Annotated in this window: 12 protein-coding genes, 1 tRNA gene and 1 pseudogene; 9 read left to right on the forward strand and 5 right to left on the reverse strand. The window is 35.7% G+C overall.

Features of this window, described 5'->3' with window-relative positions:
• The first annotated feature begins 46 nt into the window (after nucleotides 1–46).
• Nucleotides 47–1,132, forward strand: a complete 1,086-nt coding sequence (gene murG / locus ABWU38_RS03710) for an undecaprenyldiphospho-muramoylpentapeptide beta-N-acetylglucosaminyltransferase (protein ID WP_253309512.1) — start codon at nucleotides 47–49, stop codon at nucleotides 1,130–1,132.
• Here the strand turns inward: murG and ABWU38_RS03715 are convergent.
• From ABWU38_RS03715 to ABWU38_RS03725, 3 genes and pseudogenes are all read right to left on the reverse strand, one after another.
• A pseudogene (locus tag ABWU38_RS03715) lies at nucleotides 1,073–2,303 on the reverse strand (IS256-like element ISWpi15 family transposase). The gene murG and the pseudogene ABWU38_RS03715 sit on opposite strands and share 60 nt — an antisense overlap.
• Before the next feature lie 104 nt (nucleotides 2,304–2,407).
• Nucleotides 2,408–3,337 (reverse strand): glutathione synthase, encoded by a 930-nt coding sequence (gshB, locus tag ABWU38_RS03720; protein ID WP_264688409.1) that lies wholly within the window; start codon nucleotides 3,335–3,337, stop codon nucleotides 2,408–2,410.
• A gap of 60 nt (nucleotides 3,338–3,397) precedes the next feature.
• Entirely contained in the window at nucleotides 3,398–3,994 is a 597-nt protein-coding gene (locus tag ABWU38_RS03725) for a BON domain-containing protein (RefSeq protein WP_064124795.1), read from the reverse strand.
• Nucleotides 3,995–4,134: 140 nt separating this feature from the next.
• Here ABWU38_RS03725 and ABWU38_RS03730 point away from each other — a divergent pair.
• The 6 genes from ABWU38_RS03730 (at nucleotide 4,135) to ABWU38_RS03755 (ending at nucleotide 11,571) form a co-directional block, all read left to right on the forward strand.
• Nucleotides 4,135–4,216 (forward strand) — tRNA-Leu (locus ABWU38_RS03730).
• A 158-nt stretch (nucleotides 4,217–4,374) separates the two neighbouring features.
• Entirely contained in the window at nucleotides 4,375–5,709 is a 1,335-nt protein-coding gene (gene tig, locus ABWU38_RS03735; protein WP_264688507.1) for a trigger factor, read from the forward strand.
• A gap of 11 nt (nucleotides 5,710–5,720) precedes the next feature.
• Nucleotides 5,721–6,347, forward strand: coding sequence for an ATP-dependent Clp endopeptidase proteolytic subunit ClpP (gene clpP / locus ABWU38_RS03740; protein ID WP_253309482.1), 627 nt, complete (start codon nucleotides 5,721–5,723; stop codon nucleotides 6,345–6,347).
• Nucleotides 6,347–7,624, forward strand: coding sequence for an ATP-dependent Clp protease ATP-binding subunit ClpX (gene clpX, locus ABWU38_RS03745; RefSeq protein WP_353272491.1), 1,278 nt, complete (start codon nucleotides 6,347–6,349; stop codon nucleotides 7,622–7,624). Before clpP ends, clpX begins: the two co-directional genes overlap by 1 nt.
• A 15-nt stretch (nucleotides 7,625–7,639) precedes the next feature.
• On the forward strand, nucleotides 7,640–10,090 hold the full coding sequence (lon, locus tag ABWU38_RS03750) for an endopeptidase La (RefSeq protein WP_353272492.1): 2,451 nt from the start codon (nucleotides 7,640–7,642) through the stop codon (nucleotides 10,088–10,090).
• Nucleotides 10,091–10,275: 185 nt separating this feature from the next.
• Nucleotides 10,276–11,571: a cbb3-type cytochrome c oxidase subunit I gene (locus tag ABWU38_RS03755; RefSeq protein ID WP_309166004.1), complete on the forward strand. Its 1,296-nt coding sequence runs from the start codon at nucleotides 10,276–10,278 to the stop codon at nucleotides 11,569–11,571.
• A gap of 677 nt (nucleotides 11,572–12,248) precedes the next feature.
• Here ABWU38_RS03755 and ABWU38_RS03760 read toward each other — a convergent pair.
• Nucleotides 12,249–14,444, reverse strand: a complete 2,196-nt coding sequence (locus ABWU38_RS03760) for a hypothetical protein (RefSeq protein ID WP_353272493.1) — start codon at nucleotides 14,442–14,444, stop codon at nucleotides 12,249–12,251.
• 130 nt (nucleotides 14,445–14,574) lie between these two features.
• Between ABWU38_RS03760 and ABWU38_RS03765 the strand changes: the two genes are divergently transcribed.
• Nucleotides 14,575–15,930, forward strand: coding sequence for a phosphomannomutase/phosphoglucomutase (locus ABWU38_RS03765; RefSeq protein ID WP_253309477.1), 1,356 nt, complete (start codon nucleotides 14,575–14,577; stop codon nucleotides 15,928–15,930).
• Nucleotides 15,931–16,036: 106 nt separating this feature from the next.
• Here ABWU38_RS03765 and ABWU38_RS03770 read toward each other — a convergent pair whose 3' ends face one another.
• Nucleotides 16,037–16,888: an Rpn family recombination-promoting nuclease/putative transposase gene (locus ABWU38_RS03770; RefSeq protein ID WP_353272494.1), complete on the reverse strand. Its 852-nt coding sequence runs from the start codon at nucleotides 16,886–16,888 to the stop codon at nucleotides 16,037–16,039.
• A gap of 210 nt (nucleotides 16,889–17,098) precedes the next feature.
• Here ABWU38_RS03770 and ppdK point away from each other — a divergent pair, with 210 nt between their 5' ends.
• Complete coding sequence (gene ppdK / locus ABWU38_RS03775) at nucleotides 17,099–19,834, forward strand: pyruvate, phosphate dikinase (protein WP_353272821.1); 2,736 nt, start codon at nucleotides 17,099–17,101, stop codon at nucleotides 19,832–19,834.
• The last annotated feature ends 839 nt before the right edge of the window (nucleotides 19,835–20,673 follow it).

Below are 20,673 nucleotides of genomic sequence, written 5' to 3' on the forward strand. Positions count from 1 at the left end.
TTATTAAATAACAGTTAACAATCTAGTGTTAATTTGTTATTTACAGATGGATATTATTTTAGCAACAGGTGGCACAGGTGGGCATATCTTTCCGGCCATAGCCTTAGCAAAAGCACTAAAGACACAAGGATACAATTGCATATTATTCACTGATAAAAAAACAAATAAAAATATCGACATAGAAAGCTATATTTTACCATTACGTAGACCAAGCGGCAACAAATTTAAATTTTTTCTTTTATTAATGTATAGTTGTGTGCTAGCAATATATAAAATCAGAAAATTGAAGCCAAGATTAGTAATTGGTTTTGGTAGCTATGCTTCTTTTCCAACTCTTCTTGCAGCAAGGGTTCTTTCTATACCTATAATTTTACATGAACAAAATACAGTTTTAGGAAGAGTAAATAGATTCTTTTTTAAGAGTGCAAAATTAATTGCAACCAGCTTTCCGGAGACTAAATATACAGAAGGTAATAAATGTATTTTTACAGGAAATTTTATTGATATAAAAGCACAGAGCCATTCTAGCACTGAGAAAGTCCTAAACATATTAGTCATAGCAGGTAGCCAAGGTGCAAATTTTTTTGATGATGTAGTAAGCAGCGTAATTTGTAATTTGCCTATTAAAATGAAAAAGAAAATTAGAGTGACGCAGCAATGTACGAAGAAAAATGTAAACAAGGTCAAGAGTCTATACAAAAGTGAAAAGATCGATTGTGAATTGAGTGAATTTTTTGATGATATGGAAAATAGATTGGCCAATGCTCACTTGGTAATTAGCAGAGCAGGAGCAACTTCAATAGCAGAGATCACTCTTGCTAGGCGCGCTGCTATATACATTCCTTACCCTGACTCAAAAGATAATCACCAATTTTATAACGCAAAATATATTGAAGATTCGGGAGCAGCTGTAATAGTTGAGCAGAATAGTGAAGCAAAAAAAAATCTAACAGAGGTACTATTTGATCTATTAAATAATTCTCAAAAATTGCGTGATATGACCAATAATACAAAAAAAACAGGGATAAAGAATGGGACGGGAGTATTAAATAAACTGTGTCAAACCGCATTTTTAGTTCAACTCAATTTTCAATCTGCCAGGAAAGAAAACATCAAGTTGAGAGATAGTTAATGCCCAATCATGTACAGGCATCGTCCACTTTTCCTCTGCCTTCTTTATAGCACAATATACCTGCTTATACAAGGCATTTATGCTGGTAAATGAGCCTTTGGTCTTAGTGAATTTCCTAATTTGCCTATGTAGCCCCTCTATGGGATTGGTGGTGTAGATTATCCTCCTAACTGGACCAGAATACTTAAAATAACCAGACAAGTTTTCCCAATTATTCTGCCAAGATTTTATAACCATAGGGTACTTTGTGTCCCATTTTTCATCCAATTCCAACAGATAATTCTCGGCAATTTCCTTGCTTGAAGCTTGATATACCTTCTTTAAATCGCTCAAAAAACTCTTCGCATCTTTACTGGCCACATACTTCAGTGAGTTGCGTATCTGATGCACTATACACATCTGCACTTCCGCATTAGGAAAGACACTGTTTATAGCTGCAGGAAAGCTTTTCAGCCCATCAACGCAGGCAATAAGGATATCTTCTACTCCTCTTTCTTTGAGGTCATTTAGCACTCCCAACCAGAAGTTAGCTCCTTCACTTTCAGCCAAATAAAAACCTAATACTTCTTTTTTGCCATTTTGATCTATGCCTAATATGTTATACATGCATTTACTTACGCAATGCCCGTCCTCTTTGACTTTAAAAAACCATGAAAACTATCGGATATACAGACTGCAGCGGGCGACTACGCCATTCGTTGATTACTGGTAGCAATTTGTCAGTAATACTTGATATCTCTGCCACCGATATTTTGTGATCATAAATTTCCTCAACATGTGACACTATATCTCTATAGCCCATACCACTGGCAAATGTGCTCAAAATCTTCGTTTCAAGCTCTGGATGTAAGTTTGTTTGCCTTTTTTTGACTATTTGTGGTTCGAAACTTCCTTCCCTATCTCTTGGCGTCAAAAGCTCAAATGACCCTGCGCTTGTACGTAAAGTCTTTGCATTCCTCCCATTTCTTCGATTATTCTCTTCGCTTTCAGCCGACAAGTGGTTTTCTATTTCACCTTCCAGGCTTACCTCCAGCAACTTTTTTATAAACGGTGTTAATGCTCCATCTCTTCCTGTCAACGGTCTTCCTTCTCGTATAGACAACAGGATATTTGTTTCTAATTCTTTATAATCTACCAAACCGGTAGTTCTGTTTACTACTTTCTGACTCATTGTCAAACCTCCATTTTTTTATATCAATTTATTACTTTTTTTTCGGTTTGACACAGTTTATTTAACACTCCCAATGGGACTACTGAGTTTGTTAAGGTAATTGTTCACAGGTTTAGTTGATGGCTGCTTGCTTTTTCTTCAAACACATCCCAAAGGTCTTTTTCTAGCGATATATTATATAATTTATTGATATAAACCACTCCCGTGGGTGAAGTTGTGTTAATTTCGAGCAGGAAGTCATCTATAATATCAATACCAACAAATATTAGCCCCCTTTTCTTTAATTCAGGACCAATTTTGTTACATATTTCATTGTCTCTATCGTTCATTTGAGCGGGCTCAAAACTTGCTCCAAGTCGCATGTTTGTTCTGATCTCTCCACTGATTTTTGGAACTCGTTTCATTACTCCAATTGGTTGACCATAAAGTAGCAATATTCTTTTATCTTTATCTATGTTTTTACAAAATGATTGCGCAATTACAGGACATTCATATTTTGCTATCATGAGATCCACTACCACTTGAATGCTGTTTTCATCTCGTATTCTTATTACATCGTTTCCTCCATAACTATACAACGGCTTCAGAATAATATCTTGATAGTTGTGGTAGAAATCTCTAATCATCGATATATTTTCAGTGATCAAAGTCGGCGGAATTAGCTCTGGAAATAATGAAGTTATCAATTTTTCAGGACAATTTCTTATTTCTGTTGGATTGTTAATTACCAATGCGCTGGTTTTTTCTAAGATATAGGTTGTTGTAATGTAGCGCATATCAAAGGGTGGATCCTGTCTGATAAATATGATGTCCATTTCATTCAAGTTGATTGCTACATCCTCTTTAGAGATAAAACTAAAATCATCAACGCTGACTTTCTGAGCAAGAGCAATTGGATGGTTTAGCTTTAGTGCTAAATTGTTAGGAGCATAGACAAAAACTTCGTGCTTCCTCCTTTGTGCTTCCTTTATTAGCACGAATGTAGTGTCAGTTTCAAAATTTATATTTTCATCCATCTGAAAGGCAACTTTCATTTATGTTCTCTACCTATTGTCACAACTGTACAAATGTTATAATTTGAAGGCGATTTTTGCCTAATGGCGTAATTTACTGTACTTATATCGTACATAACTTACAACTTGTTTTACTCCCTTTACTTTTCTTGCAATTGATATTACAGCTTTTAATTCCGCTTTATTTTGGGCTATACCCATCAAATAAACAACTCTATCAACCGTATTAACGCTATAATTAATTGATTTAATATTTCTTTTCCCCAGAAGTCTTGTTCTTATTTCCGCTGTTATCATGCCATCTACAGTAGTGTCTAGCATGGAAGCCATTTGAATTGGTATTACTCTTATTTCATTTATCACTTCTTTAATTTCTTTTTGCTGCCAAGCTATTTTTTCTGCTGTAAGTTGTTTTTCAGGAGTGTCAACACTTCCAATGAGCAATACTCTTCCTTCACTTACTTTAACTTTTATGGATGAAAATAGCCCATGTTTTAAGAGCCCCTTATTAATTCTGATGACCATAGTCGTATCATCAATGATATTTCCCAAGGATTTGTCCTGCATTGTTATTGCTGTTGCTGTCGCTGTAGCCACCACACCACCTATTATAAGGGTTGTGCAACCACTTTGTGTAATCAAAAAAATTGCAAGTAAGAAGCTTGTTATTAATCTCATTATTGATTTTCAGGATTTAGAGCTTTCATTAAGAAATGTTAATAAGCTTTTTTGATTGTGTAAATACTATAAATTAAGTAAGACTTTAAACCTTGAATATTTTTAATGGAATACCTATAATAGGGTACTGAAAATTTCTTGCGGATATGGCGGAATTGGTAGACGTGCCAGGTTTAGGTCCTGGTGAGCTTGCTCGTGGGGGTTCAAGTCCCTCTATCCGCACTTTAAAGTCATGTAACTTAGGTTTTAAGGGAAAATTTATAATCACTGAATACACTTTTGTTTGTATAAAAACCTGTTCTTAAGGATTGTGTTTAACTTAAATTCTGGTAAAATGACTCTATTAAGATATGAATTAAAATGTTAATAAATGAATTATGATGTCTAATAATATACCTCAAAATACAGTCGAAGTAAGTAGCGTATATACCTACAAAGAGCTTAGTATAGATAAACTAAAGTATGAGTATGAAATCACAGTTGGTAGTGATTATATAAAACAAAAGGTAAATTCCAGGTTGCAAGAGATAGCAGAAAATGCAAAATCACCTGGGTTTAGGGCTGGAAAGATGCCCTATGACCTTGTTGTTGCAAATTATAAAAACGAAGCTTTGGAATATGTGATAAATAATACAATTGATTATTGCTCAAGTGATTTGATGAAAAAAATTGAAGTCAAGTCTCACATTTATCCTAAGGTTGATGTTATATCATTACCAGATCTGGGCAAAGAAAATGAGGAGGGCAATTTTGTATACAAGCTATCTTTTGAGTCGATGCCTGAAGTACCGATGATAGATCTTGACAAAATAAACTTAAAGAAAATTGAAGCAAAGATTGAAGAGGAAGATATAAAAGAATTTATTGATTCTATTAAAACAAAGTTCCCCAATTTCGCCTCTGTTGATGATGCTTCTTATCAAGCGAAAGATGGGGATAAATTGATAATTGATTTTGAAGGGCGGATTAGGAATAAGCTCTTTCAGGGTGGAAGTAGCAAAAATTTTGCCGTTAATTTAGGGTCTGGCACATTTATTAATGGTTTTGAAGATCAATTAACTGGTATGAAAAAGGGAGAAACAAAGGACTTTAAGTTGCAATTTCCTGAAAATTACCAAGCCATTTCACTTGCAGGACAGGAAGCTGATTTTTCTGTGCGAGTTAATGAGATTCAAATTGCCAAAGATTTTGAAAATGATGATGAAATAGCTAGGAGTATTGGTTTTAAAGATTATTCTTTGCTAATAAGTCATGCAAAAAAAATGATTGGTGATCAGTGCACCGAAATGAGAAATCTCTTAATTAAAAAGGAGCTATTTGATTATTTGGATGCTAATTATAGTTTTGATTTACCCACAGACATAGTAAAACAGGAGCAACAAAGAATGGAAGGAGAACTGGGTGCTCAAAATGATTCTTGTAAAGAAGCTGAAAAACGTGTAAAGCTTGCTATGTTATTTATGAAATTTAGTGCAGAAAATAAAATATCATTAACTCAAAATGATGTTTTGAATGTTATTGTAAATCAATATGTCAGTAAGGATGTACCGTTTGACAGAGTACTTAAGCATTTTGAATCAAATAAACAATTTCAAGAATTAGTTAGAGGGCAAGCGCTTGAGTATAAAGTGACAGATTATATAATAGAAAAAGTTAGTAAAGAAGAGCAGATTATTTCTGTGAAAGAATTAAAGGAATTGTTTGGTAATATTTAATAGGAAAAGGTATGACTCTTATACCAATTGTAGTTGAACAAACTAGTCGCGGTGAGCGCGCTTATGACATATATTCAAGACTAGTGAAAGAAAGAATAATTTTCGTAACAGGTCCTATTGAGGACAACATGGCCAGTGTAATAGTAGCACAGCTTTTATTTTTAGAATCGGAAAATCCCGATAAAGACATTTGTATGTACATCAACTCACCAGGTGGTATTGTAACTGCTGGTTTGTCGATCTACGATACAATGCAGTATATAAACCCAGACGTTTCAACTTTATGTATAGGTCAAGCTGCGTCTATGGGTTCCTTATTGCTTGCATCTGGTACAAAAGGTAAGCGCTACTCTCTACCTCATTCAAGAATTATGATACATCAGCCATCTGGTGGTTATCATGGTCAAGCAACTGATATAGAAATACATGCTAATGAAATTTTGCGAGTTAAGAAAAAACTAAATCAAATTTATGAAAAACATACTGGAAATTCACTGAAGAAAATTGAAGGAATGATGGAAAGAGATAAATTCATGGATCCTGAAGAAGCAAGGAAAATTGGCTTAATTGACAGGGTGATAGCTGAGCGTACAGATATTGAAATTGAAAATATTAAAGTTAAACAAAAGGTGGGTTAATGGATAACAATAATGATTTACACTACTGTTCTTTTTGCAACAAGGCGCAAGATGAAGTAGATAAATTGATTACTAACTCCTCGGATGGTTTAAAGGTGTTTATTTGTAATGAGTGCATAGAATTATCCCATAAAGCAATAAGTCAAAAGAAAGATAGATCTTTTAATTCAGATCGTATATCTGATATGAAGCTATTACTAAAGAAACCTGAGGATATAAAAAATTTTCTCAGCAAGCATGTTGTAGGTCAAGAACACGCGCAACACGTTTTATCTGTAGCTATGTATAACCATTGTCAATCCATGGTACAACTTCATGCTATAAGTGATATTGAAATCGAGAAGTCAAATATAATGCTTATTGGTCCCACTGGTTCTGGTAAGACTTTGCTAGCCAAAACACTTGCTAAAGTTTCAGATGTGCCATTTGCCATGGCTGATGCGACAACTTTAACTGAGGCAGGTTATGTGGGTGATGATGTAGAAAGCGTGTTGTTGCGTTTATTACAAGCTGCAAATTATGACGTTGCAAAAGCACAGCGTGGTATAGTGTTTATAGATGAAATAGACAAGATTACAAGAAAATCTGAAAGCACTTCAATAACCCGTGACGTTTCAGGTGAAGGGGTCCAGCAAGCTCTGCTTAAGATTATGGAGGGTACAGTTGCTTATGTTCCGCCACAAGGAGGGCGAAAACACCCACAACAAGAGTTTATACAAGTGGATACTAGTAACATACTATTTATTTGTGGAGGAGCTTTTGAAGGCCTCGATAAGATTATTGAAGCGAGAAAAAAGGGAACGTCAGTTGGCTTTGGAGCAGATATAAGTCAGTCTAAAGAGCAAAAGAAAAAGAATGCTTTACATGATGTTCAACCTGAAGATTTAATCAAATTCGGTTTAATACCCGAATTTGTAGGGCGGGTTCCAATAACTGCTGTTTTAGATGAGTTGGATCATGAAGATTTAATACATGTGTTGACAGAGCCAAGGAATGCACTAATAAAACAGTACAAAGCATTGCTTGCGTTTAGCAAAGTAAACCTTGAGTTTTCAGATGAAGCAATATCAGCTATTGCTAAAAAGGCTATAAGCTATAAAACAGGTGCAAGAATGTTACGTGCTATCTTGGAGTCACTTTTGCTTGACGTTATGTATACAGCTGGAAACGGAGATTTTGAAGGTAGCACTATAGTAATCACTAAGAAAATGGTAGAATTAGGAAAAGCAACGGTTAATCATAATAATAATGGCAATGTTATAACGGTTAATGATTAATTTGAGGCATATATTATGAACATTGAACGTGCTGTGAGCTCTAGTTTTACTGCATTGCCAGTATTACCTTTAAGAGATGTAGTAATTTTTCCAAATATAATGGTGCCTTTATTCATAGGCAGAGAAAAATCTGTTAATGCACTAGAATATGCAACAAGTAGTAGTAGTCACCAAAATGAGATTTTTCTTGTAGCACAGAAAGATGGCTCTGTTGATAATCCAGAGCCTGAAGATCTTTATGAAGTAGGTGTGTTAGCAAACATTATACAACCATTAATAAAATTGCCTGACAATGCAGTAAAAGTTATAATCCGGGGGATAAGAAGGGGAAGAGTTGTAGAATATATTAGCTCTCATACTTTATTACAAGCCAGGGTAGAGTTAGACAATCATTATAAAGAAGATGAAGACAATATTGATTTAGAAGCTTTAAGGCGATCTGTTATAGACGCGTTCGATAGCTGGTATAAGCTAAACAAGAAAAATCAGCCTGAAGTTGCCATTAACCCCATTGATCAAATCAAAGAAGTTGATCAACTTGTAGACACGGTAGCTTCACATTTAAATATAAAAGTATCGGATAAACAAAGCATACTTGAGGCTTATGACCCAAAAGAGCGTTTAAAAAAAGCTTTTGCTTTTATTGAGGGAGAAATAAGTATTTTGAACGCACAAAACCGTTTATATAAGACAATTAAATCGCAAGTTGAAAGCACTCAGAAAGTTTACTACCTTAACGAGCAATTGAAAGCTATACAGAAAGAATTAGACGAATTTGAGAATGGTGATGAAGGGAATATACTCAATGAATTTGAAAAAAAGATAAATGAAACAAAGCTTTCTCAGGAAGCAAGAGAGAAAGCTATAACTGATTTGAAGAGATACAAGAAAATGAATCCCATTTCTCCTGAAGCTACAGTTATATCTAGTTACTTGCATTGGTTACTTGATTTGCCGTGGGGAAAGTACAAAGATGCAAAAATTAACTTAAATGCAGCTAAGAAAATCTTAGATGAAAATCATTATGGCATAGAGAAAGTAAAAGATAGGATAATAGAATTTTTAGCAGTATTAAAAAGAGTAAAAGAGATAAAAGGTCCTATACTTTGCTTGGTTGGACCGCCAGGTGTTGGTAAAACTTCTTTAGCTAAGTCTATGGCAGGAGCAGTAGGAAGAGATTTTGTTCGCATAGCTCTTGGTGGTGTGCGTGATGAGTCCGAGATACGAGGGCATAGGAAAACTTATATTGGCTCAATGCCTGGTAAAATTATTCAACATATGAAAAAAGCTAATTCATGCAACCCGCTTTTTCTGCTTGATGAAATAGATAAGATGGGTTCTGATTCGCGTGGCGATCCTGCATCTGCATTACTTGAGGTTTTAGATACTGAGCACAATAAACACTTTACGGATCATTACTTGGAAGTTGAGTTTGATCTTTCAAGTGTAATGTTTGTAGCTACGGCAAACAGCTTAAATTTGCCACATCCTTTGCGTGATAGGATGGAAATTATACAATTGTCCGGGTATACTGAAGATGAAAAAATCAGTATTGCTACACACCACCTTATTCCGAAGTTAAAGAAGGAGCATGGTTTGTATCAGAAGGAATGGGACATAACTAATGAGGCGTTATACAAGTTGATACGTTTATATACACGTGAAAGTGGTGTGCGGAGTATGGAAAGGGAGCTTGCAAAGCTCATGAGAAAGGCAGTTAAAGAAATATTGACTGATAAAAATAAGAAAATATCCGTAGGGGTTGACAATTTACAAGATTATTTAGGGGTACGTAAATATACCTTTGGTATTGCAGAAAATGAGAGTTTAGTGGGAGTAGTAACTGGGCTTGCCTATACTGAAACAGGTGGTGATATTTTGATGATAGAATCAGTCCTAATTCCGGGCAAGGGAGAAATAAAATACACAGGAAAGCTTGGAGAGGTTATGCAAGAATCTATAAAAGCTGCGTATAGTTATATTCGATCAAATTGTTTGTTTTTTGGTATAAAGCCCGAAAAATTCCAAAATAATGATATACATTTACATGTACCTGAGGGTGCGGTACCAAAAGATGGCCCTTCTGCTGGCGGCGCGGTATGTACGTCTATTGTTTCTCTTATGACGAATATACCAGTTAACAAAAATGTTGCTATGACAGGCGAAGTGACATTGCGTGGTAGAGTTTTAGCTATTGGGGGCTTAAGAGAAAAATTGCTTGCAGCGCTCAGAGGATCAATCAAAACTGTGATTATACCAAGTGAAAATGAGAAAGATATGCAAGAGATTCCGGCAAGCATCAAAGAGGGGATCAACGTAGTTTTTGCTAAGAATATTGATGAAGTTATGAAAGTTGCTTTAATGCACCCTACTACTCCAATTGATAGTGATAATCAAAATAGTGTGCCTTCCTCTATAGAAAATAAAGATGATACTTTTCCTATGTCGGAAACATTGAAGCATTAGATTAAGAAGATATTATACAATCTCCATTTCTCTTTTGTCCGGCAAAAACCCCCCAACTTGCGCATTCCATAAGGATATGACCTGCTTTGCTGTGATATTATTCATCAATGCCAATTAATTTGAAAAATTTATAGCGCTTTATATTATAATACTTTATCAATCAAAAATAAAAAGAGAAAATGACCGTGCTCAACATACAAAATAACGCTACACTTTGCAAACAGTGGATATTCTTAGCAGTATGTGCTCTTGCTTGCTCTGGGTTACTGTCAATAATTGTTATTTTTTTACGATTGCCTTTTATCTCCTCTCTCGTTCCTTCTGCACAATATATCTTTGATAATGCGCTGGTGATACACGTGAATTTGTCAATTTTGGTGTGGATGTGCTCTATAATATCTCTGCTCTTTATCATAAACCTACAAAATACCAATAGTTGGTTTAACTTTTCATGGGTTCTATCAACCCTTTCGATGCTGCTGATGTTTGTATCTGCATTCGTTCCAAACACTGAAGTTATCAAAAGTAACTATATTCCCGTGTTACAAAACAAATTATTCTTATTTGGTCTTGGTTTGTTTACCACCAGTATATTAGTAAATGCAATGCTAGCATACACATCAAAAAAAGAGGTTTCATTTCTCTCTGTGGGGCAAGTTGGGCTGGTTATTACACTTGTTTCGTCATTTCTTTGCTTTGTTTTAGCATATCAAAATATGCCTCCAGGTCTATATCACTCAGATAAGAATTTGTTTTACGAATATCTCTTTTGGGGAGGCGGACATTTATTGCAGTTTGCTTTTACTCAAGGAATGTTTTTAGTCTATTTAATAATGTTAAGCGATGCTAGTTTAGCTTCAAGCAATAAAATTACTATTTTACCACTATTTATAAACACAATTTTGGCTATGGGTGCATCGTTTATATATTTTGTTTATCCAATTGATAGCGCCAAGTTAATACAGTTTTTTACTTGGCATATGAGAATTGCTGGAGCAGTTTTGCCGTGCTTTTTGATAATATTAGTGTGCTGCAACATCAGGACTTTTACTAATGATAAAAGCAACTATTTATTACATTCATTTTTATTGTTCATTTATGGAGATGTGCTTGGAGTGCTGACTATTGAAGGAAATGTCACCATTCCCGCTCATTATCATGGTTCTGTAGTTGGGATCACTATAGCTTTTATGAATTTCATTTATTGGCTGTTACCTAAATTAAACTTTAAAGAGGTAAAAAGTTCCATGGTAAGATTACAGATTTATGCTTACAGTGTGGGGCATTTTCTCCATATTACTGGACTTGTATGGCTTGGTGGATATGGTGCCTTAAGAAAAGTTGCAGATCTGCCAAGTATTTCATCAATGTTGGCACGTGCTTGTTTTATTGCGGGTGGAGCTATATCAGTTATTGGTGGAATGTTGTTCGTAATAATTGTGCTTTTACATCTGTTAAAACGCAAAGCGCGTACCAACTAACCCATAGAAACGAAAAAACTTACTTGACAAACTCCGCCAGCCCCCTTATTATGGCAATAAGGGTATTTATGACTCAAAACTTGTTTTTGACCTGCAGGCTCAATGACAAAATTCAGTAAAAAACTCAGGTATTTATTGGCGGATTACATAAAATTATAGCGGCTGCATGTCTTTTTTATTTTTTCTACATTCAGCCAAATCGCGCTTATTTTAAGCGTTAGCACATTATTACAGCGCCACTTACAGTAATATAGAGTCAAAACTCGCACCACGGGGCTTCTTTTGCCTTTTTTTCCGCTTGGTAAATTTCTTAATGTTTGTAGCTAAAGCAATTTAAGAGACCGAAAATGGTGTCATTCCAGCGCGTGACGCTGGAATCTAGTCTTTATTATGCAGCCACTTATTTAAAGTTAAGTTTTCTGGATCCAAGTAGTCAAGCTACTCGGATGACACCTTGACAATCGTCATCCTGCTACGTGTTAGCGGATGAGATACCGCGAATGAATCGCGGTATGACGTAGGATTGCTGTCATCCCGCTGCTTGTTAGCGGGATCTATGTGAGATACCGCGGCAGTGTGACGGTTCGCGGCGGAATGACGATAACCTCGTCATTCCGCTACTCGTTAGCGCCGTGGCGGTATGACGTCTTAGCTATAGTTAACAATAGAAGCAAAACTCATCCTTTTGAAAGAGGAGGAGATTTTTCTGGATCCTCAGCGGGGATTGATTTTGGATCTGATAATTCTGTATTTACCTTGATTGGCTCTAATGGAGTTTTCTGCTCTTCCGGTTTATCGTCTGGAATTGGAACAGGCCAATCCATAATGTTTTGCGGTATAACTTCTGCTTCTTTAGCTTCTTTTTGACCTGTTGAAGATGGTGTATCAACTCCTGCATTTTTAGTAACTTCTTGTTTTAGTTGTTTATTTTCTTCTTGTAATTGCTTTAAATTTTTCTTTAACTCGTCAATCTCTCTTATTTTTTGTTTTAATTGTTCAGATATAGTTAGTTTGTCTCTAGTCAATTTTTTGTTTTCTTGTCTTAACCCACTAGCTATTCTGCTTGAGTTGTTGTTTACAGCTTGTGTACCTTGGTCTTGCTGCTGCATGCTTGTTCCTCTACTTTCATATTCAACTTCAGTTTGAGTTGCCTGACCTTTTTCCTGCTGTAATATGTTCTGCAGTTGCTCTAGACTCTCTTTGACAGATGCCAGCTCTTCCTGTGTACACGTTAACATCCCTTCCTTTTCCTTAAGCTGTTGTTTAAGCTTATCTATTTCTGATTGTTGCTTTCTGAACGATGTTGAATCTGTACTTTTTGCTCTTAATTGTCTAAATAAATTTTCCTTTTCTTCTGCCAATTTTTCTATTTGCTCAGTCAGCTTATCTTTATTATCGATAAATTCAATCTCAGCTTGTTTTAGTTTACGGGTTAAATTTTCAATATACTCACTATCTTCGTTTTTTACTTCCGAATACTTTGCCCTTAAATCTTGAAGCTTTCCTTCTAATTTCTGGCTCTCTCTTACTATCTGCTGTATCTTTTCATCCTTCTGCTTAATTTCTTTTCTCAAACTCTCTATTTTCTCATTTTTCTCCACTTCTTCTATCTCATCTGCAAGAGACTTTTTACCTATACCAGATTGCTGAATTGCCATTTCTAAATCTTCTTTTTCTTTGTACAGTTGATTTAATTCCTTAACTAACTCTTGATTCTTTAATTGCTCTTTACTCATAAGCGACTCAATTAAAGTACCTTGTTCCTTTATTCTTTGATTTTTTTCAGATATAACTTGCCGTTGTTCATTAACTTCATCTCTCAAGAAGTCACGTTCTAATCTTAGATCCTCAAGCTGCTTTGTCTGCGCTGCAAAATATTTAGCAAATGTTTCTTTTTCTTTCTCTAATTCCTCAATTTCGTCTACTTCACCTTTTGCTCCTTCTTGTTCATGCTCTTCTTCATCACTAGACATATCATCCTCAAGTATTTCATCTTCATCACTAAATTCACTAACACTAGAGAAAGAACTTCTACGTGAAGAAGGTGTGCTAGGAGAGGAATACCAACTGCTGCTTGGTGTAGGTGACTGTGGTGATATATGTGGATCTTTTGTAAATATTTCCTCTGCTGGTACTTGCTGATCGTCTACACTCCTGGACATGTCAGTAAAAGCTTGATGCAGAGTTTTTCCATTGATAAAAACTTCTTTATTCTGCTCAACTAATTTTAATATTTTATCTTTTATTTCCTCTGGTGTGAACTTTAAATCACCAAACTTTGGCTCACCAATGACACTTTGTATACCACTAGAATCCAATTTTACGATCATGCTACAGTCTATGCTGTTACCTTCAGAATCTTTAGCCTGCCAGTTAATGGTCATTTCACATGAGCTTGAACCAGTAAAATCATAGTGCCTTTCGCTGCCTTTTTTGGTCGCAGTTATTTGACTATCTTTCTCTAAAGATATGTTATAAACCTTACCTTCTCTGCTGGCTCTTAAAATATTGCTAATTTCTATTGGTTTTTCTTCATTTTCAAATCTAATTTTGAAGTCGTTATCTTTTGTTGAATACGCTAAGAAATTTTGACCAGGCAGAGACGACTTAAGTTCTTTATGCATTGTGTTTATTGATTGCTCAAATTTTTGGAACTCCTTTTCCCACTTTAAATTTATCTGTCCTGTAATGTCCTCATCTTTGCGTAAAGGACCAATAAAGTACCAGATTAAATTTTCTTCCTCCAGTCTTTTAATAAAATCCTGAAGATCGTTGCAAGATTCAATGACACTTAGAATATCATTTTTCTTCTGTTCATCTACATTTAGACTTTGATTCTCAGCTATAAATACATTTTCGTTTTCCTGTGGCATAATTTTGCATCTTTAAAAAGTATACTATAATATTAACAGATTTTTTTAAAAAATCAACTAATCGTTGAGTAAATAAACTTGAGCACTTGTCCATTATGTTATATAGTAGTTACTCCTTAAGCAGTGCAGTATGGACAATACCATTATAAGAAAATACGATATTAGAGGTATAGTAGGCAAAGATTTGCAGATTAATGATGGGTACGAGATAGGTAGAAAGTTTGGCCAAACCGTAGCTAGTGTTTGTGTCGGCTACGACAGCAGAATAGATTCACCAGGTATAGAAAGAGAATTAATTAGGGGCTTAACTTTATCCGGTGCAAATGTTATACGCGTTGGACTATGCTCTTCACCTATGCTCTACGCTGCAACACAAATCACGCAGGCGGATCTTGGTATTGTAATAACCGCTTCTCATAACCCAAGTGAATACAATGGCTTTAAATTTTTTAGTAATAAAAAAGTCTTCTCAGATCAAGAGATAAAGGAAATTATAAGCAATCCAATTAAAGACAGTACAAGGATTGGAAGCTTAATTAACATAAATATATATAGTGAGTACATTCGCATATTAAAAAGTGCAGTGAAGAACGATACTACACAGAAATTAAAAATAGCCTGGGATTGTGGAAATAGTCCAGCAAGTGGAATTATAAGGTATATTGAAAAGATCTTGCCTGGTCATACACACATCGTAACCAATAACTCTATAGATGGGGCATTTCCACTGCATGATCCAGATCCCATAGAGGAAAAAAATCTCGCTCAATTAATTGACATTGTGAAGGAATATGGATGTGATCTTGGCATTGCGCTAGATGGCGATAGCGATAGGGTGCGCTTAATTGATAATAAAGGCAGTGTTGTTTCCAATGACCATTTATTTATAATTTTTGCACGTGAAGTGTTGGAGGAATATCCAGAAAGCAAAGTTATTGCCAACGTAAAAATGAGTATGAAAGTGCATGATTTTGTTAGTAAGTTAGGAGGGCAAGTTATTACCTGCGCTACTGGACATTCACTAGTTAAGAAGAAGATGGTAGAGGAAGAGGCAAAGTTTGCTGGTGAATTAAGCGGGCACTTCTTCTTTTCTGAGCTAGGTTTTGATGATGGGCTATATTCTGCTGTTAAAGCAGTTGACATTTTGCTTAAGAAAAACCAAAGCCTATCTCAGGTAATTGAGGATTTACCGAGGTTATATATCACTCATGAAGTAAAGATTGTAGTGAAAGATGAGAAAAAATTTCAAATAATTGAATCAATAAAGAAAATACTGGAGAAGCAAAATATTGTATTTTCAGATCTTGATGGTGTTAAAGTAACCGATAATAAAGGTTGGTGGCTTCTTAGGGTATCAAATACGCAAAACTGCATTACAGCAAGATGCGAAGGAGAGACTTTAGAAGGTTTTGAACTTACTAAAAAGGTTTTGTTCCATTACATTGATGAAGCAAGGTCTTTAAATTGTAGCTATTCACAGAAATAAATTTGATTTATAAAATTGGCATGAAAGTATAAAGATAAATAGGCTAAATGTACTTATCACCTGGTCAGGCTGCAGCATTATTTCGTGTAACCGTTTGCGGGTCCACTTAATTCTGCAATTCTTTGATCTCACTCATGGAGAGGCCAGTAAACTTAACAATAGTGGTGACATCAACATTATTAGCCAGCATTGTTTTTGCAACTTCAATTTTTCCTTCCTTTTTAGCATCATCAAGTTTTTGTTCAAGAACAGCCCGTTCATCACGAATACGTTTTATTTCCTGTTCGTAGGCAATAAATTCTTTCTCTGACCAGTTGAATCTATTTAGTTCTTCATATGCCTTTTTAATTATTACATCACTACCTATTATCTTTTCCAATTCTTCTTCGCTAGTTTCATCTGCATATTTAAAATAATAGATCCATTTTTCAACTATACTCTCCAATTGGTCTTCTTTAGTTTTAGGAAATTTTGGTAACTCAATAAATGTAAAATAAAAATCTTTTAAATCATGTTCATAGCTATCTTTGCCTAACATTATATGATCTGACTTATACTCAGATTTATTAGGAAAGAGAATACAATCAGCAATAGCAATAAAGATAATTTCTTTAAGATTATGATATCGATCACCTTTATCAGCTTGCCTTGAATAAGCTTTAGCAGCGTAATATTGAGCGCGTTTTTCAAAGCCTTTAGTTTTGGCAACTTGCATTTCGACTATTACTTGCACCCCATTTTCATCCCTGCAGAGTACATCAACGATACTTTGTTTTTTAGAGGCAATTTCAGCATCTTGAATAGTGCTGAGGAATTCTATTTCTTTTATTTCATCTTTGCCAGTGAACCCCAAAATATCATTGAGAAAGTGAATGAGAATGTCTTTATTTTTTTCAGTACCAAAAATACGCCGGAACGCAACATCATTCTTGGGGTCGAGAAATTTAGAAAGAGCCATAAAAAAATTTTTAAATGTATCTTTATATTATATATTCTTATTGATAATAATTCAATAATTTGTCATCTTTTTTGTTAACTTTACTGATGTTGCCAGAAGGAACGTTGTTGCAAAATTTTGTAAAATTTATTATCCTAAGGTTTCAAGTCTTCACAGGTTTATTGGAACTATATGTACAATGTGTTTATCAGTGAAAATCCGGAGAAAATGATGGGGGAAAAGTTAATACATTACTTTAGCCAGGGTAAATGCGAAGGCAATGCAGAAATGAAAAATCTGCTGGGAGGAAAGGGGGCAAATTTAGCAGAAATGTGCAATGTTGGCATTCCTGTTCCACCTGGTTTCACAATTTCTACCTCTGCTTGCAAAGTCTATTATCAAGACAATAGATCTTCTGTCATCCAAGTAGCTGACTACTCGGATCCAGAAAAAAATGTGGTCATGCACTGGAATGACATATGTAGTGAAATCAAAAACTACATGGCGATGCTCGAAAATGACATCGGTTGTAAGTTTGGGGATTTAAATAATCCCTTATTAGTTTCAATACGCTCTGGTAGTGTTAGTTCAATGCCGGGCATGCTTGATACTATTTTAAATGTTGGTCTAAATGATGAAACCGTTGTTGGGCTTGCAAAAAAAAGTGGCGAACGTTTTGCTTACGATAGCTACTGCCGCTTCATTATGATGTACTCCAATGTTGTACTACAGCTTGACCATCACCTATTTCAAGATGTTGTTGATAATAAGCAGCAAAAGAGTGGAGCAAAAAGCTTAGCTGATCTTGATGTTGATGTTTTAAAGAGAATTGTTAACAATTTCAAAAGGATAGTACATGAAAAAACAGGAAAACATTTTCCGCAGAACGTTGAAGAGCAATTGTTAAACTCAGTTAATGCAGTATTTACCTCTTGGAAAAATGATAGGGCTGTTTCCTATAGAAGAATACATAACATTCCTGAAAACCTTGGAACAGCGGTCAACGTGCAAGCAATGGTTTTCGGTAATTTAAATGATAATTCTGCAACTGGTGTGATATTTACACGAAATCCTTCAACTGGAGAAAAAAAGCTTTTTGGTGAGTTTTTGGTTAATGCTCAGGGTGAGGATGTGGTTTCTGGTGTTTATACTCCTATGCCAATTGACGGAGAGCAAGAAAACACCATGGAGAAGTTGCTGCCAAGTGTCTACCGAGAATTATGTGTGGTATGTGAAAAACTTGAAAGGCATTATAAAGACATGCAGGATATCGAATTTACTGTGCAGGACGGTAAGTTATGGATTTTGCAGACTAGGTCTGGCAAGCGCACGGCTGAAGCTGCTATTCGCATAATAGTTGATATGGTAAACGAAGGAACGATTACAAAAGAAGAAGGAATATTGAGAATTGATCCAAAAACTTTTGACAATTTATTGCATCCAGTTCTTGACGTTAAGAGTGACCAAAAAGTAATAGGGAAGGGACTGCCGGCTTCTCCAGGGGTTGCTTCTGGATATGTAGTGTTTAGTGCAAGTGATGCTGAAAAAGCTGCAGAGCAGGGTAAAAAAGTGATTTTAGTAAGGTCAGAAACGAGTCCTGAAGATATTAATGGAATGAATGCTGCAAGTGGCATAGTAACAGCACGGGGAGGGATGACCTCGCATGCTGCTGTTGTAACCCGTGGAATGGGTAAGCCATGCATTTGCAGTGTAAGTGGACTTTATATCGATAAAGATGGAACTTTCTTTTCTGTGGGGGATACAAAAGTAAATAAAGGTGAACCAATTACCATCAACGGAGGAACAGGGGAGGTTATGCTTGGCATTCTTCCTACAATTTCACCTGAATTATCGCAAGAATTCAAAACGATAATCAACTGGATAGATGAAATCAAAACGGTCAAAGTGAGAGCGAACGCTGATACTCCAAAAGATGCAAAAATTGCAAAAGAATTCGGTGCAGAAGGTATAGGCTTATGTCGCACAGAACATATGTTTTTCGCTAGTGATAGAATCGAATTCATTCAAAAGTTGATAATAGCTGACGATGAAAATGAAAGGGCAAATGCGCTCATTAAACTGGAAGAAATGCAAAAGTCTGATTTCAAAGAAATATTTTCTATCATGGAGGGTAGGGAAGTCACTATACGGTTGCTTGATCCACCCTTACATGAATTTTTACCCAATAATCAGTCTACTATAGAAAAAATCGCCAAATCACTTAGTAAGTCAGTTGAATCAGTAAAAAATAAAATAGCACAGTTGTCAGAAAAGAACCCAATGCTTGGCCATCGAGGTTGTAGACTTGCCATTTCTCATCCTGAAATATATAGCATGCAGATTAGGGCAATACTTAGTGCTGCAAATGAGCTAAAAAAGGAAAAAAGTGTAGAAATCAAGCCTGAGATCATGATCCCTTTTATAATGAATGAGAAAGAATTTATTCTGATATGCGAGCTAGCAAAGAAAGAATCCTCTGTCATCTCAGCTGGAATCCAGACGCAGATTCCAGCGTCACGCGCTGGAATGACATCAGACAAGGCTTATTCAATTGGAACGATGATAGAACTACCAAGAGCAGCACTGATTGCTGATAAGTTAGCAAAACATGCAGAGTTTTTTAGTTTTGGCACTAATGATTTAACGCAAACAACCATGGGACTTTCAAGAGATGATTCAGTTAATTTCCTCGATTCTTATAAGGAAAGCAATATATTTGACAATGATCCATTTGAAGTGCTGGACATCGAAGGGGTAGGGGAGTTAATCAAGATAGCCATTGAAAGAGGCAAAAAAACCCGAAAAGAAATAAAACTAGGTATATGTGGAGAGCATGGAGCAGATCCAAAATCTATAGAGTTTCTCATCGAATCAGGGGTGGATTATGTTTCATGCTCACCCTATAGAGTACCGGTTGCAAAGTTAGTGGCAGCACAGTTTAGTGTAAAATCTAAGTTTGTTGGGTAAGTGAGAAATATAGCAATAATATAACCACTGGTGACTTTCCTCACTTAGACAACTGTGTCAAGCACTGGAATGACACCCTACTTAACCGTTATACCGCCGCGGCGCTAACACGTAGCGGGATGACGATTGTCAGGGCCAGCGCCTCTATGATGTCATCCCAGTGCCCAGACTACTTGGATCCAGGAAAAAGAATGATGTCATGTAAGTAGCCTCCTTCTTCTGTCATCCCAGTGCTCCTTTCTCGTCATCCCAGTGCCCAGACACTGGGATCCAGGAAACTTAACTTTAAATAAGTGGCTGCATAATCAAGACTAGATTCCAGACTGGGATGACACCCTACTTAACCGTCATACCGCGATTCATTCGCGGTATCTCATCCGCTAACAAGAGATCCCGCTAACACGTAGCGGGATGACGGTTGTCGTTTAGCCATAAATATTTAAGAAATTTACCAAATGAAAAAAAAGGCAAAAGAAGCCCTAGTCATTGTCTATTTTCAGTATTTGGCGTTTTTTAAGTCTTAAACACTGCAATTTAGCTGCTTTTAATTGCAACTAACCTACGCTGCAAATGTTTAAGAAATTTACTAAGCAGAAAAAAAGGCAAAAGAAACCCCGTGTTAGCTAGTTGTCACTCTCTAATCCTGCAAATTGGCGTACTATACTGTCTTAAACGACTTATAAGCGCGTTTCAGCTTATATAGGTAAAAACCCAGAAATGTTGTGAAGACATAGAGTGCACATAGTGCAAAAAATTAAAAATAAGACGCCAACTACGTTGTTTTCTTGCTGTTTAATCTGCACAGATGAAGATAACTGAATACCTTCAGTTTCATGATA

The sequence above is a fragment of the Wolbachia endosymbiont (group A) of Urophora cardui genome, assembly GCF_964028435.1.
Classification (GTDB): domain Bacteria; phylum Pseudomonadota; class Alphaproteobacteria; order Rickettsiales; family Anaplasmataceae; genus Wolbachia.

Bases quoted from the DNA above. Each gene is read 5' to 3' on its own strand.
- murG (WP_253309512.1), top strand. From the start codon at position 47: ATGGATATTATTTTAGCAACAGGTGGCACAGGTGGGCATATCTTTCCG.
- gshB (WP_264688409.1), bottom strand. From the start codon at position 3,337: ATGAAAGTTGCCTTTCAGATGGATGAAAATATAAATTTTGAAACTGAC.
- ABWU38_RS03765 (WP_253309477.1), top strand. From the start codon at position 14,575: ATGGACAATACCATTATAAGAAAATACGATATTAGAGGTATAGTAGGC.
- ABWU38_RS03770 (WP_353272494.1), bottom strand. From the start codon at position 16,888: ATGGCTCTTTCTAAATTTCTCGACCCCAAGAATGATGTTGCGTTCCGG.
- clpX (WP_353272491.1), top strand. From the start codon at position 6,347: ATGGATAACAATAATGATTTACACTACTGTTCTTTTTGCAACAAGGCG.
- clpP (WP_253309482.1), top strand. From the start codon at position 5,721: ATGACTCTTATACCAATTGTAGTTGAACAAACTAGTCGCGGTGAGCGC.
- ppdK (WP_353272821.1), top strand. From the start codon at position 17,099: ATGGGGGAAAAGTTAATACATTACTTTAGCCAGGGTAAATGCGAAGGC.
- ABWU38_RS03760 (WP_353272493.1), bottom strand. From the start codon at position 14,444: ATGCCACAGGAAAACGAAAATGTATTTATAGCTGAGAATCAAAGTCTA.
- ABWU38_RS03725 (WP_064124795.1), bottom strand. From the start codon at position 3,994: ATGAGATTAATAACAAGCTTCTTACTTGCAATTTTTTTGATTACACAA.
- tig (WP_264688507.1), top strand. From the start codon at position 4,375: ATGTCTAATAATATACCTCAAAATACAGTCGAAGTAAGTAGCGTATAT.
- lon (WP_353272492.1), top strand. From the start codon at position 7,640: ATGAACATTGAACGTGCTGTGAGCTCTAGTTTTACTGCATTGCCAGTA.